13 protein-coding genes are annotated in these 14,583 nt (G+C 52.9%); 7 read left to right on the top strand and 6 right to left on the bottom strand.

The features are described from left to right. Positions 1 to 7: 7 nt before the first annotated feature. From GN208_RS02210 to GN208_RS02195, 4 genes are all read right to left on the bottom strand, one after another. Entirely contained in the window at positions 8 to 352 is a 345-nt protein-coding gene (locus GN208_RS02210; RefSeq protein ID WP_015422489.1) for an AprI/Inh family metalloprotease inhibitor, read from the bottom strand. Between the two features lie 52 nt (positions 353 to 404). Next, on the bottom strand, positions 405 to 1,859 hold the full coding sequence (locus GN208_RS02205; RefSeq protein WP_004236000.1) for a serralysin family metalloprotease: 1,455 nt from the start codon (positions 1,857 to 1,859) through the stop codon (positions 405 to 407). 295 nt (positions 1,860 to 2,154) lie between these two features. Next, positions 2,155 to 2,925 carry an ABC transporter permease gene (locus GN208_RS02200; RefSeq protein ID WP_004236001.1) on the bottom strand — a complete coding sequence of 257 codons (771 nt, stop codon included), beginning with the start codon at positions 2,923 to 2,925 and terminating at the stop codon, positions 2,155 to 2,157. Continuing rightward, positions 2,922 to 3,848, bottom strand: coding sequence for an ABC transporter ATP-binding protein (locus GN208_RS02195; protein WP_004236002.1), 927 nt, complete (start codon positions 3,846 to 3,848; stop codon positions 2,922 to 2,924). Before GN208_RS02195 ends, GN208_RS02200 begins: the two co-directional genes overlap by 4 nt. A gap of 184 nt (positions 3,849 to 4,032) precedes the next feature. On the opposite strand from GN208_RS02195, the gene can reads away from it, so the two are divergent. Next, positions 4,033 to 4,692: a carbonate dehydratase gene (can, locus tag GN208_RS02190; RefSeq protein ID WP_004236004.1), complete on the top strand. Its 660-nt coding sequence runs from the start codon at positions 4,033 to 4,035 to the stop codon at positions 4,690 to 4,692. Positions 4,693 to 4,750: 58 nt separating this feature from the next. Here the strand turns inward: can and hpt are convergent, their stop codons facing one another. Both hpt and cueO read right to left on the bottom strand, forming a co-directional pair. Beyond that, positions 4,751 to 5,290, bottom strand: coding sequence for a hypoxanthine phosphoribosyltransferase (hpt, locus tag GN208_RS02185; protein WP_015422488.1), 540 nt, complete (start codon positions 5,288 to 5,290; stop codon positions 4,751 to 4,753). 153 nt (positions 5,291 to 5,443) lie between these two features. Further along, positions 5,444 to 7,048, bottom strand: coding sequence for a multicopper oxidase CueO (cueO, locus tag GN208_RS02180; RefSeq protein WP_015422487.1), 1,605 nt, complete (start codon positions 7,046 to 7,048; stop codon positions 5,444 to 5,446). A gap of 213 nt (positions 7,049 to 7,261) precedes the next feature. Between cueO and GN208_RS02175 the strand changes: the two genes are divergently transcribed. The 6 genes from GN208_RS02175 (at position 7,262) to GN208_RS02150 (ending at position 14,580) form a co-directional block, all read left to right on the top strand. Continuing rightward, positions 7,262 to 7,606, top strand: coding sequence for a YacC family pilotin-like protein (locus GN208_RS02175; protein WP_004236008.1), 345 nt, complete (start codon positions 7,262 to 7,264; stop codon positions 7,604 to 7,606). Positions 7,607 to 7,750: 144 nt separating this feature from the next. Further along, on the top strand, positions 7,751 to 8,380 hold the full coding sequence (locus GN208_RS02170; protein WP_004236009.1) for a response regulator transcription factor: 630 nt from the start codon (positions 7,751 to 7,753) through the stop codon (positions 8,378 to 8,380). Between the two features lie 3 nt (positions 8,381 to 8,383). Then, positions 8,384 to 9,931 (top strand): MASE1 domain-containing protein, encoded by a 1,548-nt coding sequence (locus tag GN208_RS02165; protein ID WP_004236010.1) that lies wholly within the window; start codon positions 8,384 to 8,386, stop codon positions 9,929 to 9,931. 86 nt (positions 9,932 to 10,017) lie between these two features. Beyond that, positions 10,018 to 11,346, top strand: coding sequence for an MFS transporter family glucose-6-phosphate receptor UhpC (uhpC, locus tag GN208_RS02160; RefSeq protein WP_004236011.1), 1,329 nt, complete (start codon positions 10,018 to 10,020; stop codon positions 11,344 to 11,346). Between the two features lie 17 nt (positions 11,347 to 11,363). Further along, complete coding sequence (locus tag GN208_RS02155; RefSeq protein ID WP_004236012.1) at positions 11,364 to 12,395, top strand: ABC transporter substrate-binding protein; 1,032 nt, start codon at positions 11,364 to 11,366, stop codon at positions 12,393 to 12,395. A 106-nt stretch (positions 12,396 to 12,501) separates the two neighbouring features. Continuing rightward, positions 12,502 to 14,580 carry an iron ABC transporter permease gene (locus tag GN208_RS02150; RefSeq protein ID WP_004236013.1) on the top strand — a complete coding sequence of 693 codons (2,079 nt, stop codon included), beginning with the start codon at positions 12,502 to 12,504 and terminating at the stop codon, positions 14,578 to 14,580. Positions 14,581 to 14,583 lie beyond the last annotated feature (3 nt).

Here is a 14,583-nt window from a genome sequence, read left to right as displayed (position 1 = left end):
GAGGTAATTACTCTTTCAGAAGACAGGCGCCATTTTCATGCCAGATTTCCGCGCGGTAACGGCCGGGGGCTTCGGCGGAAAAGAAATAACGTGTGGTGCCGTCTGCAGTAAGAAACGCAATGCCGTCCGGCGCCGGACGCCAGGCCGTTATCTGCGGCTGTGCCATGAAATGCAGCTGAAACCCGTCTGTTGTGCTGTCGGGAACCGCCGTGAGTCCGACCGGCAGCGTCTGCCCGTCCTCCGTAAACTGCCAGGGCCCCTGAAGCGCTTCTGCAGCGGGAATTTTCTGGCTGATTGCCGCGCTCTGCCCAGATAGCAACAACGAAAACAATAATGGCCGGGATATTTGCATAGTGAATTCCTGAATACTGCGGACGCCGCACCGGCCGCGCCCGCCTGCTGTGTTAAACGATAAAGTCAGTGTGAACGTTCACCTGGCCGGTGATATCCACTCTGAAATCATAGTTGTAAGGATCTCCGCTGATATTAATCAGCAACTCTGTCAGGTTCAGCCCTTCATTGTACCGGAGCTCGGCCGCACCGGCCGCACCGGTAAATTCATCGGTGAAATAAATGAATTTTTCCCCGGCGCTGTTCTGATTCAGTCCCTGTAAATCAATACTGTCCAGGCCGGTTGAAAAATCCCGGATATGATCCGGATGGTCATACAGGGAATCCGTCACCGCCGAGAACACGAAAATATCGTTCCCGGTACCGCCCCACAACTGATCCTGCCCGGCACCACCGTACAGCACATCATTCCCGCCGTTGCCCATCAGGATGTTGTCTGCATCATTGCCGATAATCACATCATTTCCGCGCCCGCCGAAGGCATTTTCAATCACCACACCGTGTGCGATTGACACATTGCCGGTCAGGCCACCGACATCTGAAAAATCGCCTTCACGCAGCGAAATTTTCTGATCCTGCTTATAACGGGAAAAATTCAGGGTGTCATTACCGCCGCCGTCCCAGACAGTAAAAATAAGTTTATCTGTGGCATTTTGGGCAGAGTAATAATCGCGCCCGGTATTGGAATCAAACCCATAAACAGTGTCATCAGTGCGGATGTTATAATTTGCACCGTACAGTTTCTGAATCGCCGTAATGTCATCCAGCAGCGGCGCGGAAGCGTAGTAGCCTTTGTGATCCGCACCGGTGATTTTTTCACTCCAGTAACTCATCACACTGTACTGACGGGTATCTTCGGCATAATCCGCATCTTTATAGGAAGGACGCCCCTGACCGGCGTTATAGTTGCCCGGATGATTTAACCCGAGGGTATGACCGATTTCATGGGTAAATGTCAGGCGGCCATAGTTTCCGGTCACCGGTGTCACATTCAGCGCCCCGGGTTCTGAGCTGTACCAGGACTGGCCGGAGACATCAAAACCCCGCGAATCGGTCACCACATCACCCGAATAATCTTTGGTGTGCGGCAGCCAGGCATAGGCCTGAGTGTATTTATCATTGATATAACCAAAGGTGATATTGGTATAGATTTCCCCCCGGCCGGCATCCACTTCCTTAAAGGTAATATTTGCCACATCAGCCCATGACTGCAGTGATAAACGGGCTTGATCTTTCTGATAGTCATTAAAACCCTTCAGGCCGGTGTTTCCTGCGCCGTTATAATACATTCCCTCCCATGTCGGGAATGAATAGGTTACTTCCGCGGGCTGCCCGAGCACACCCGCGCCATTCCAGCCGGTATTGGATCTGGCAATGTAATCTCCGGCCTCAAAGGCATCATATGAAATTTTATTATTAATCCAGCGTCCGTTACCCCGCCCCGGACTGCTTAACACATCATCGATAAACGACCATCCGTCTTCCCTGCCGTATGTAGCGATACCCATAAAAATATCTCCGAATGTAATAATGAAACAGAATGAAATTTATCCTTAAACATCAGTACACAGCCGGTTTTTACCGGCCCGCACACGATAAACACATTAATTTAATTAATCTATATTCCGGAGGATAAACGCATACTAATTCTGTGATTTAGCTTTGGCAGGCGCAGGAACGGGAGAAGGTCTGTATTAATCGGGGATAAACCGAGGAAAAATAATTACATAGCGCAGGAAAATTATCAGGACAGATACAAAAAACCCGGCAACCATATGCCGGGTTTTTTATCAGAAAGCAGGGTCAGGTTCTCAGTCCGCGCCCTTTCTCAATCAGGCGCCATGTGAGCAGATAAAATACGGCAATAAACAGGCTCAGTACCCCGAGAGTGGTGGTCAGGGAGACATCACTGATACCAAGGAAACCATAACGGAAGCCGCTGATCATATAGACAATCGGGTTCAGTTTGGACACCGCCTGCCAGAACGCAGGTAACAGCGTCAGGGAGTAAAACACCCCGCCCAGGTAGGTCAGCGGCGTCAGGACAAACGTCGGGATAATGCTGATATCATCAAAGCTTTTCGCAAACAGTGCGTTAAGCAGCCCCGCCAGCGAGAACAGAATCGAAGTCATCAGCAGCGTGGCAATGATCATAAACCAGGAGTGGATCTGTAACGGCACAAAGAACAGAGATACTAATGTGACCAGGATCCCGACCAGTACACCGCGCGCCACACCACCACCGACAAACCCGGCGATAATGACATGGGTCGGCACCGGAGCCACCAGCAGTTCCTCAATACTTTTCTGGAATTTTGCCCCGAAAAAAGAAGAGGATACGTTGGCATAGGAGTTCGTAATCACTGACATCATAATCAGGCCCGGCACGATAAACTGCATGTAACCGACACCGCCCATTTCACCGATCCGGTTACCGATAAGATTACCGAAAATAATAAAATAGAGTGACATGGTGATCACCGGCGGGATCAGCGTCTGGATCCAAATCCGCATAAAACGGGTGATTTCTTTGCGCCAGATTGTTTTCAGCGCCACCCAGTACAGCGACATCATTTTGCAGCCTCCAAATCATGATTCACCAGATGCACAAATAATTCCTCCAGCCGGTTCGCTTTGTTGCGCATACTTAACACATCAATGCCCTGCGCATTCAGCTGGGCAAAAACACCGTTCAGCCCCTGTTCACGGCGGACATCCACCTCCAGCGTTGAGGTGTCAGTCAGCCGGAATGTATAACCCTCAAGCTGCGGCAGCGGGTTTTTCGAGCCCAGATCGAGGATAAAGGTTTCCGATTCCAGCTTACCGAGCAGCGCTTTCATACTGGTGTTTTCCACCAGTTCACCGTGCTGGATAATCCCGATATTGCGGCACAGCATTTCCGCTTCCTCGAGATAGTGCGTGGTGAGAATGATCGTGGTGCCCTGCGCATTCAGGGTTTTGAGGAATCCCCACATGGAGCGGCGCAGTTCGATATCCACCCCGGCGGTCGGTTCGTCGAGGATCAGCAGTTTCGGCTGATGCATCAGTGCGCGGGCAATCATCAGCCGGCGCTTCATCCCGCCGGACAGACGCATCGCGCGCTCATCACGTTTTTCCCACAAATCCAGCTGCGTTAAGTAGGTTTTCGCCCGCTCCTGCGCCAGTTTGTGCGGCACCCCGTAATAGCCCGCCTGCTGTAAGACAATCTGCAGTACGGTCTCAAACGGGTTGAAGTTAAACTCCTGCGGTACCAGGCCGAGCTGACGTTTGGCTAAAACCAGGTCGGTATCGATGTCATAACCGAACACGGAGACTTTGCCGCCGGTTTTGTTCACCAGTGAACTGATGATCCCGATAGTGGTGGATTTTCCCGCGCCGTTCGGACCCAGCAGGGCGTAGAAATCGCCGGTACTGACTTTCAGGTCAATTCCCCGTAAAGCCTGCACGCCTCCGGCATACTGCTTGGTTAATTGTGATATTTCCAGTGCATAGGTCATAACAGAAAAATACCTTTTTAATTTAGAAATTTGGGTGCAATATAAACCGAAATAATACCTGCGAACCGGAATCGGTTCTTGACAATTTGTCTTCTTTGCTGAAATTATTTAATAACAATTTATTAAAATTTAAATTTTTTATACAAAAGATTCTAGCTAAAGGATCTGCAACAGGCTATCCGTCATGATGAAAAAAATCGAAGAGCTGTTTGCCAATAACAAACAGTGGTCCGAATCTGTAAACGAAAAAGATCCGGAATTTTTCAAAGAGTTAGCACAGGCTCAAAAGCCGCGTTTTCTCTGGATCGGCTGCTCCGACAGCCGTGTTCCCGCTGAAAAACTGATCGAAGCAGCACCGGGCGATCTGTTTGTTCACCGTAATGTGGCAAACCTTGTCATCCATACCGACCTGAACTGCCTGTCCGTCATCCAGTATGCCGTGGATGTGCTCCAGGTTGAACATATTATCGTCTGCGGTCACTACAACTGCGGTGGTATTCAGGCCGCGATTGAGGGCACCGAACTGGGGCTTATCAACAACTGGTTACTGCATATCCGTGATATCTGGTATCAGCACAGCTCCCTGCTGGGCGAACTCGCACCACAGGACCGCATCAACCGTCTGTGTGAACTGAACGTGGTGGAACAGGTGTATAACCTGGGTCACTCCACCATTATGCAGGCAGCGTGGAAACGCGGCCAGCGTGTGATGATCCACGGCTGGATCTACGGGATTAACAACGGCCTGCTGCATGATCTGGATATCAGCTCTGACAGCCGCGAAAAAATGGAACTGGCTTACCGCCAGGCCGTGGCCAAACTTTCAAATATGCCGTCGTCCTGATCACCGTAAAAGCAAACGGCACCTTTGGGTGCCGTTTTTATATTCACAACCGGACACATTACTCTTCCAGCAGTGTCACATGGCCGATATACGGCAGGTGGCGGTAGCTCTGGGCGTAGTCGATGCCGTAACCGACCACAAATTTGTCTTCGATTGCGTAGCCGACCCAGTCAACCGGCACATCCACTTCACGGCGGGACGGTTTATCCAGCAGGGTGCAGATAGCCACAGAGTTCGGGCCGCGCAGAGACAGAATGTCGCGCACGCGGTGCAGTGTATTGCCGGAATCAATGATATCTTCCACGATCAGCACGTCTTTGCCGCGGATATCTTCGTCCAGGTCTTTGACAATTTTCACATCACGGGTGGACGAGGTGCCGCTGCCGTAACTGGATACCGTCATAAAATCGACTTCATGCGGAACATCAATTTTACGGCACAGGTCGGCCATAAAAATAAAAGATCCTTTCAGTAACCCGACTAAGACCAGCTCTTTGTTGCTGTGACGATAGTGTGCGGAAATTTCGCTGCCGAGATCGGCAACGCGCTGCTGAATCTCAGCTTCGGAGATCATTGTATCTAAGGTGTGTTTCTTCATGATTTTTTTGTCGTCAACGGTACGCTGTTTCAGTGGTTCGGCATTAAACCCGGTTTAATACCGGTCAGAAAGCGCGTTAGTTTAGCATACCACGGACAGATAAACAGTATCCACGCCATGACTGACGCGGATTGTCACCGGTTAATTTTACATTCAGGCAGTGACAGTAAAGCCGGTCATCATACCGGTATCTTCATGTTCCAGCAGGTGACAGTGCGCCATAAACGGATGCGCATTGGTGGCCGGATGATCGAATTTCACCAGCACTTCGCTGACATTACCTTCTATCCGCACCATATCTTTCCAGCCCTGCCGGTGGGCCGCAGGTGTACGTCCGCCCTCGCTGAGAATACGGAAACGGGTGCCGTGGATATGGAACGGGTGCAGCATCATGTCGCCGACACCGGAGATAATCCAGCGCTCCGCCTGTCCCTGTTTCACATCAAAAGCGCTTTCGGTCATGGAGAACGGGATGCCGTTGATGCTGTTGGCGTTCATCAGATCAACCTCACCGGAGCCGCAGTGGCCGCCGCGCATACCGCGTCCCATACCATTATTATTCATTCCGCCCATATGCCCGCCGCTCATATGGCCACCCATGCCGCCGTGCATGCCCATCCCGGCCATCGCCTGCGGGCCGTATTTGTCGGTCAGCATCATCATGCCCTGCATATCGAGGCGCATATCCATCATCAGACGGAACTCACGCACCGGCAGACGGGAGGTGTCGATCAGGGCAGGCATGGCGGCCAGCACATCCGGCAGCTTACCACGCGCGGCATCGAGAGTCGGGCGGATGGACAGCACCGGCAGCGGGCCGTCAAACGGTGCCAGGGTCATCCCCATCTGACGAACCGGCAAGGTGACAATATCAAAGACTTTTCCGTCCGATGTATCCACCAGCACTTCAAACCGTTCCCCCGGCAGCATCGGCAGTTCCTGCACTTTTACCGGTTCGGCCAGCAGACCGCCGTCACTGCCGACCACATACAGCGGACGTCCGTCACCGGCGGCCATCCGCAGACTGCGGGCGTTACAGCCGTTGAGCAGCCGCAGACGCAACCAGCCGCGCGGAGCCATATGCTGCGGGTAAACCGCACCGTTGGTGAGCATAGTGTCACCAAACCAGCCGACCGCCGCTGACATCACATCCAGCTGATAATCAATTTCGCCGTCTGCAGTCAGACGCTTATCCTGCAGTACCACCGGGATATCATCAATGCCCCACTCCCCCGGCAGACCGGTTGAGGCGGTATTGTCATCCTCAATCAGCACCAGCCCGGCCAGTCCCATCGCGACCTGATGACCGGTTTTGCCATGGGTGTGCGGGTGGAACCAGCAGGTGGCTTCCGGCTGATCCGGCGTGAAACTGACCGTGCGGGTGCCGCCCGGGGCGATAATGGCCTGCGGCCCGCCATCCTGCTCTCCGCTGATCTCCAGACCGTGCCAGTGAACCGTGGTCGCTTCCGGCAGTTTATTGACGATATCCACCGTCACCGGTTTACCGCGCCGCAGTTTCAGTGCCGGGCCCAGTAAATCACCGTTATATCCCCAGGTTTGGGTGGTTTTGCCGGGAATAAACGCCATTTTCCCCTGCTGAATATTCAGGGTGATTTTTTGGGCATTATCCGCTGTTAACAGGGGCGGAATACCGAGAGCCGGGCGTTCCTGTGCCGCAAAAGCAAACCGGCTCCATGCCGGCAGCATCGTGGCAGCACCTAGGAATGCGCTATATTTCAAAAAATCGCGTCGTTGCATGATATGCTTCCTTTATCATCAGTGGTGATATGCTATGACAAAATGATTGGGTTCTGTTATAGCGCAGGCTAAACCCTGCCCTAAGGGCAAGGTCAATGTATTCCCTTCTCCGGAATAAGGGCTTTACACCACTTTAGTCAGCGGATGACATTCGCGACAAAACTATTAAAATCTTCACATAAACTGACAGGCGCCACCGGTAAACTACTTACTATGAAAATATTCATTCACGCTTTATTCAGCTGTGCCCTGCTGCTTTCCCTGCCCGCGAAAGCGCTGACGCCGTCACAGGCTGAAGACCTCGCCGGACTGACTGCGGTTTTTATTTATCTGAAAAATGATTGCGGCTACGGGGATTTACCGAATGCCCGCATCGAAAAAGCGATCTTACTGTTTGCCAAAAGTAACCGCTGGGATATGAGCAATTATGATACCCGGCAGATGGCGGAAATGAATAAAGAGAACTATTTCGACATCAAACATATAAAGCTGCCGGAAAACTACAAATGCACCGCACTGGCCCGTGATTCACTGCCGTTGCTTGCCTATGTGAAATAATTTACCTGCAACCGAATCGGTTAAGCGGTAAAAAAACAGCCGGGGAGCGGATTTCTGTATGAATATCCTCGATTATCACCCGCTATATTGATATAACCTCTGTCAATAATTGATCCCTTTCTGCTGATAATACGCTGTCCGGACATGATAAAAATAGCGCTCATCGATGACCATGTAGTTGTGCGATCCGGTTTCGCCCAGCTCCTGACACTGGAGCCGGATATTACCATCGCCGGACAATATGCCAGTGCCGCGGAAGCCTGGCCCGCACTGACCCGTCCGGATATTGATGTGGTGATCATGGATATTTCCATGCCGGATGAAAACGGATTACAGCTGCTCGCCCGCCTGCGGGAGCGCAAAACCTCCTTCCGTACCATCATTCTCAGTATTTATGATACCCCGGCCTTTGTGCAGAGCGCGCTGGACGCCGGTGCCAGTGCGTATCTCACCAAACGCTGCGGCCCGGAAGAGCTGGTTCAGGCGGTGCGTTCCGTGCATCAGGGCGGCTGCTATCTGTGTGCGGATGCCATGCGCGCGCTGCGTCAGTCACCACCGGAAAACCGGGCGCTGGAAGAGCTGACCCCGCGTGAACGTGAGGTGTTTGATCTGCTGGTGGCCGGGATGAGTGTGAGGGCGATTGCGGATAAACTCGAACTCAGCCATAAAACTGTGCATGTCCACCGCGCCAATGTGCTGGGCAAACTGCAGTGCGACAGCACGATCGATCTGGTTCATTTTGCCCTGGCGCACCACCTTATCGCGGGACAATAGGCCATGAGGCGCGGCGCTCGTCTGCTGTTACAGTCGGTATTTCTGCTGTTTACCTATTCCCTGACCTGGATTGGTCTGTGGATCATCGGTTTTTACCTCAGTCAGAACAGTGTGCTGTCAGCGTTTTTTCTGCCGGAAGGATTGCGGCTGGCGCTGATGATCCTGCTGTGGCGGCGCTTCTGGCCGACCCTGCTGCTGGCGGAGCTGCTGCTGAATATCTGGCTGGCACAGGAACAATTGCTGTCACAGCCGGTGATCCTGCTGTCGCCGCTGCTGAGTCTTATCACCGCCTTTATTATCCAGACCACCTGGTGGCGCTACACCCTTTACTGGCAGCGCCTGTTACTGCTGATCACCGGTGTCGGTATCAACAGCCTGCTGCATACCCTGGTGTTCAGTCTGCTGACGCCGCTGAGTGTGACTCAGATTTTCCTCACCACGCTGACCGGCGGTATCCTTCTGACACCGTTTGTCTATCTGATCTATGAATATCTCCATGAACAGCATTTCCGCCTGATCCTGGATTACGGCACGCCGGATCCGCAGCTGCGCACGTCGCTGCTGATGTGGTGTTTTCTGTTCTGCCTGGCCGGGCTCAGTGCCCAGCTCTTTTTTACCCCGGAAATTGAGCGCCTGCTGGTGCTGCTGGTGTTTATCCCCAATGTCTTTATGGCCTACCGCTACGGCTGGCAGGGCGGCGTGCTCTCTGCCCTGCTCGGCAGTCTGATCATCACCTTTGCCCGCCAGTTTAACGGCGCATTTGCCGATTTACAGGAATTGCAGATGTTTATGAGCACCCAGGCACTGATTGGTATCGGCCTCGGGATTGCCATCAGCCGTCAACAGCAACTGTCACGTAATTTACAGCGCTACCGCGAACGGCTGGAGCAGGAATTACAGGCGCGGCGTGACCTGATGCAGCAACTGGTGCATACGGAAGAGGATGTCAAAAAAGCGATTGCCCGCGAACTGCATGATGAAATCGGCCAGAACATCACGGCGATTCAGATCCAGTCGATGCTGGTCAGAAAAACCGCGCCGGATCCGCAAAGCAGCCGTGCGGCAGCACAAATCAATGAACTGGCACAGAAAATTCATCAGTCCACCCGCCAGCTTTTACGGGAACTGCGTCCGCCGGTGCTGAGTGAAATGTCTCTTGAAAATGCACTGCGCCATCTGATTACGGAATTTGCGTTCGGGGAAAACGGCATTCAGTGCGAGTTTCATTATGAACTGAAACAGCCGCCGGAAAATGAAACTGTGCTGTTCACGCTTTACCGGCTTGTACAGGAATTGTTAAATAATATCAGTAAGCATGCCGGAGCCACCCACATCCTCATCATACTGAGACAGCAACGTGACACGATACAGCTCCATGTCTCTGATAACGGTATCGGTATCCCGGAGAGCAAACGCCGCGGCGGCTTTGGTCTGCGCGGTATTGAGGAACGGGTCAGGGCACTCGGCGGCGACTGGACACTGACCACCACCGGCGGGACCCGGATTATTGTTAACCTGCCCACATTTTCTGATGAAAATCACGAAAACTAAGACTTATTCCTAGTCATCTACTACCTTCTCTCATCCTTTTTATTGACAGATTGATTACATTTACAGCCTGAACGGGACATAACGTAATGGCCGGAAAACAGACCAAAACCATGGATAAAACCTATCGATTCTGGCGCAATAAACTGATGTTATCGATGATAATCGGTTACGCCACGTTTTATCTGACCCGCAAGAGCTTTAACTTTGTGATGCCGGTGATGCAGACAGAACTGCATCTCGATAAAAGCGATATCGGCCTGATAGCGACCGCATTTTACCTGAGTTACGGCATCTCAAAATTTGTATCGGGGATTTTCCACGATATCACCGGTTACCGCTGGTTTATGGGCGCCGGGCTGTTTATGACCGGCGTGCTGAATATTGTCTTTGCCTGGTGCCTGTCATTTCCTGCCCTGCTGATTGTCTGGACACTGAACGGGTTTTTCCAGGGCTGGGGCTGGCCGCCGTGCGCGCGCATCCTGACACACTGGTATTCGCGCAATGAACGCGGCTTCTGGTGGGGATTGTGGAATATCTCCATCAGCCTCGGCGGCATTACCCTGCCGCTGCTGACCGCCTGGCTGGCAACCCGTTACAGCTGGCAGACCGCCCTGATAGTGCCGGGCATTATCGGGATGGTGACCGGCCTGTGGCTGTGCAGCCGGTTACACGGCACGCCACAGGAGGAAGGATTACCGACTGTCGGACAATGGCGGCATGACCCGTCAGAACTGCGTCAGGAGCAGTTATCCCCGCCGCTGCCGATGCGGGTGATCCTGAAAGAGACAATTTTATGTAACCGGATGATCTGGTTACTCGGTTTCTCCTACATTCTCGTTTATCTCATCCGGATGGCGATCAATGACTGGGGAAACCTGTGGTTATCCGAAACACACGGCAGCAATCTGCTCAGTGCCAATGCCACATTGTCACTGTTTGAACTGGGCGGTTTGCTGGGTGCGGTCTGTGCGGGCTGGGGGTCGGATATTTTATTCCGTGGTCAGCGCGCCCCGATGATTCTGCTGTTTTCCCTCGGCCTGTTTATTGCTGTCAGCGCCCTGTGGTTAATACCGATTCATCACTACGGACTGCTGGCGGCGTGTTTCTTCAGTACCGGCTTTTTTGTATTCGGGCCGCAAATGTTAATCGGACTGGCGGCGACAGAATATTGCCATAAAAAAGCCGCCGGTACGGTAACGGGTTACCTTGGTCTTTACGCCTACTTAGGGGCGGCAATGGCCGGGTGGCCGCTCGCGCAGGTCATGGCACATTACGGCTGGCAGGGCATGTTTACCCTGCTGACCAGTGCCGCGGCACTGACGGGATTACTGCTGATGCCGCTGCTGATAGCTAATGTCAGCAAGCGGGAACATCTGGCAGGCTCTGTTTCACTCTCCGATGACAGAACCCTATAATAAGGAATGAACTGATAATGAAACTCAAGACCCTCTCTGCTCTCGCTGCCGCCGGTTTATCACTGGCTGCTGTTACCACATCCGCTAATGCCGCCGGTCGTCTGGTGGTTTACTGCAGCGCGACCAACGCCATGTGTGAAGCTGAAACACAGGCTTTCGCCAAAAAATACGATGTGAAAACCACATTTGTCCGTAACGGTTCCGGCAGCACCCTGGCCAAGATCGAAGCGGAAAAACGTAACCCGCAGGCTGACGTCTGGTACGGCGGTACATTAGATCCGCATTCACAGGCGGGTGAGATGGATCTGCTGGAGGCGTACAAATCCCCGAATTTAGATCAGATCATGCCGCAGTTCCGTGATCCGGCCAAACGCAAAGGCAACTACTCTTCTGCGGTTTATGTCGGCATCTTAGGTTTTGGTGTGAACAAAGATCGTCTGAAAGAGAAAGGCCTGCCAATCCCGACCTGCTGGAAAGATCTGACCAAGCCGGAATACAAAGGTGAAATCCAGATTGCTGACCCGCAGAGCTCCGGTACGGCTTACACTGCGCTGGCGACATTTGACCAGCTGTGGGGCACCGATCAGGCATTCGATTACCTGAAAAAACTCAACAGCAATATCTCCCAGTACACCAAATCCGGTATTGCCCCTGCGCGTAACGCCGCCCGTGGTGAATCCGCTATCGGTATCGGCTTCCTGCACGACTATTCCCTGGAAGTGGAAAACGGTGCACCGCTGGAGTTAATTTCCCCGTGTGAAGGAACCGGTTATGAAATCGGTGGTATCAGTATCCTGAAAAATGCCCGTAACATGGACAACGCCAAACTGTTCGTGGATTTCGTGCTGTCCAAAGAAGCCCAGGAAATCAGCTGGAAAGAGGGTAAATCTTACCAGATCCTGACCAATACCACGGCTGAATCCTCACCAATGTCACTGAAACTCTCTGATCTGAAACTGATCAACTACGATATGGATAAATACGGTGATGCTGAAACCCGTAAGAATCTGATCAACAAGTGGGTCACCGAAGTCAAAATGAGTAAGTAATGTTGTCTGCCGCGCGGTGTTCTGCCGCGCGGTCTTGTTTTTATTATAATAATTATATTGTCTTGTCTCATTCTCCTGAATGAAGACGGGCAAGGGAGATTCTTTAATGTCTGAAACCCTGACTCTGCCTTCAAAACAGGGACGGGATTCCATCTTCTTATGGCTGCTGATCGCGTGGCTGGGCTTTGCCCTGCTGCCGTCCTGGAGCCTGGATTATGGTTTAACCGACTCCACATCAGATGAAATTCTTGCCGCTTACGGCTGGCACGGGCTGAATGTCAGCTGGCTCTGGTATCTGCTGCCGTCAGTACTGTTTTTCCGCTCACTGACACCGGCTTCCCGCGACCAGCGCGGACGTCACTATACCGATATTGCGATCGCCGTTCTGACGGCAGTGGTGGCGGTTGTCAGCGCCGTATGGGAAGGGAAAGGTCTCGGCTATTCCGCCATTGTGCTGTTTATCTCGCTCGGCATGATTATGACCCTCGCCCTCAAACGCCTGGAGTGGCTGGGCGGCGACCAGTTTGTTATCGGCTCACTGATTGCGGTGGTCGGGCTGATTGCGCTGTTTATTGTATTCCCGAGTATCGCGATTTTTATCCCGATGTTCACCGACAATAACGGGGATTTCGCGCCGTTCGCATTTGTATCGATTCTCACACAGTCCCATATTGTGCAGGTCATCTGGAACTCCGTGATACTCTCACTGGCAGTCGGTGCGGGCTGTACCTTCTTCGGTCTGATTCTGGCGATTTATACCAGCCGTATCGCAAAACGTTCGGCAATTATCGGCCGTGTGTTCTCCATCCTGCCGATTGTCACCCCGCCGTTTATTGTCGGCCTGGGTGTCACCCTGATGATGGGACGTTCCGGTTATGTGACCGAATTCCTCGCCACGTATGCGGGGCTGGAAAACACCAACTGGCTGTACGGCTTTACCGGGATCTGGCTGGCCCAGGTGCTCGCCTTTACGCCGATGTCCTTTATGATCCTCGACGGTGCCATCAAAACCATTCACCCGTCGCTGGAAGAAGCGTCTTACACCCTGCGCGCCAACCGTTTCCAGACGTTCTTCAACGTCTTTATGCCGCTGCTGAAACCGGCGCTGGCTAACGCCTTCCTGATTGTGATTGTACAGTCACTGGCAGACTTCAGTAACCCGCTGGTCCTCGGCGGTAACTTTGACGTGCTTGCCACCCAGATTTACTTCTATATCACCGGCTCCCAGCTCGATTATCAGGCGGCCAGTACCCTCGGCGCCTCCCTGCTGGTCTTCTCGCTGCTGGTCTTCTGTGTGCAGTATATGTGGATCGGCAAACGTTCTTATGTCACGGTGTCCGGTAAATCTTACCGCGGTGATGTACAGCCGCTGCCTGCCGCGCTGGTTGCGTTTGTCACCACCTTCCTCACCATCTGGGTTGTCTTCAACCTGGTACTGTACGGCAGCATCTTCTACGGCAGCTTTACCGTGAACTGGGGCGTGGATTACACCTTAACCCTGGATAACTTTATCAAGCTGTTCGGTCAGGGCATGAATGACGGCGCATGGCCTTCACTGCTCGATACCCTGCTCTACGCCGGGATTGCCGCACCAATCACCGCCGTGCTCGGCCTGCTGATCGCCTACATTGTGGTGCGCCAGGAATTCCGCGGCAAAAAGACCATCGAATTTACCACGATGCTCTGCTTCGCGGTGCCGGGAACCGTGGCGGGTGTGTCTTACATCCTCGCCTTTAACGATTCTCCGTTCTATTTAACCGGGACGGCGGCAATCGTGATTATCTCCATGACGATGCGAAATGTGCCGGTCGGGATCCGTGCCGGTATCGCCGGTCTGGGGCAAATCGACAAATCCCTGGACGAGGCGTCACTCAGCCTGCGTGCCGGTTCGATGCGGACAATCTTCCACATCCTGCTGCCGCTGCTGCGTCCGGCGATTCTGTCGGCACTGATTTACAGCTTTGTCCGCGCCATCACCACGGTCAGTGCCATTGTGTTCCTCGTGACACCAGACACCCGTGTGGCAACCGCCTATATTCTGAACCGCGTGGAAGACGGCGAGTACGGCGTGGCCATTGCCTATGGCTCAATCCTGATCGTCGTGATGCTGGCGATTATTTTCCTGTTCGACTTTTTGATTGGCGAAGCCCGTGTTTCACGTTCCAAAGCCAAAAATGCACAGTAATCA

Source organism: Morganella sp. HSTU-ASny43, from assembly GCF_022819185.1.
GTDB lineage: Bacteria > Pseudomonadota > Gammaproteobacteria > Enterobacterales > Enterobacteriaceae > Morganella > Morganella morganii.
The sequence above is the reverse complement of the archived record's forward strand: the minus strand, read 5'-3'. Positions and strand labels throughout refer to the sequence as shown.

Coding starts and splice junctions, on each gene's coding strand:
- GN208_RS02210 (WP_015422489.1), bottom strand. CDS start 352: ATGCAAATATCCCGGCCATTATTGTTTTCGTTGTTGCTATCTGGGCAG.
- GN208_RS02205 (WP_004236000.1), bottom strand. CDS start 1,859: ATGGGTATCGCTACATACGGCAGGGAAGACGGATGGTCGTTTATCGAT.
- GN208_RS02165 (WP_004236010.1), top strand. CDS start 8,384: ATGAGGCGCGGCGCTCGTCTGCTGTTACAGTCGGTATTTCTGCTGTTT.
- GN208_RS02170 (WP_004236009.1), top strand. CDS start 7,751: ATGATAAAAATAGCGCTCATCGATGACCATGTAGTTGTGCGATCCGGT.
- GN208_RS02150 (WP_004236013.1), top strand. CDS start 12,502: ATGTCTGAAACCCTGACTCTGCCTTCAAAACAGGGACGGGATTCCATC.
- cueO (WP_015422487.1), bottom strand. CDS start 7,048: ATGCAACGACGCGATTTTTTGAAATATAGCGCATTCCTAGGTGCTGCC.
- GN208_RS02200 (WP_004236001.1), bottom strand. CDS start 2,925: ATGATGTCGCTGTACTGGGTGGCGCTGAAAACAATCTGGCGCAAAGAA.
- GN208_RS02155 (WP_004236012.1), top strand. CDS start 11,364: ATGAAACTCAAGACCCTCTCTGCTCTCGCTGCCGCCGGTTTATCACTG.
- uhpC (WP_004236011.1), top strand. CDS start 10,018: ATGGCCGGAAAACAGACCAAAACCATGGATAAAACCTATCGATTCTGG.
- can (WP_004236004.1), top strand. CDS start 4,033: ATGATGAAAAAAATCGAAGAGCTGTTTGCCAATAACAAACAGTGGTCC.
- hpt (WP_015422488.1), bottom strand. CDS start 5,290: ATGAAGAAACACACCTTAGATACAATGATCTCCGAAGCTGAGATTCAG.
- GN208_RS02175 (WP_004236008.1), top strand. CDS start 7,262: ATGAAAATATTCATTCACGCTTTATTCAGCTGTGCCCTGCTGCTTTCC.
- GN208_RS02195 (WP_004236002.1), bottom strand. CDS start 3,848: ATGACCTATGCACTGGAAATATCACAATTAACCAAGCAGTATGCCGGA.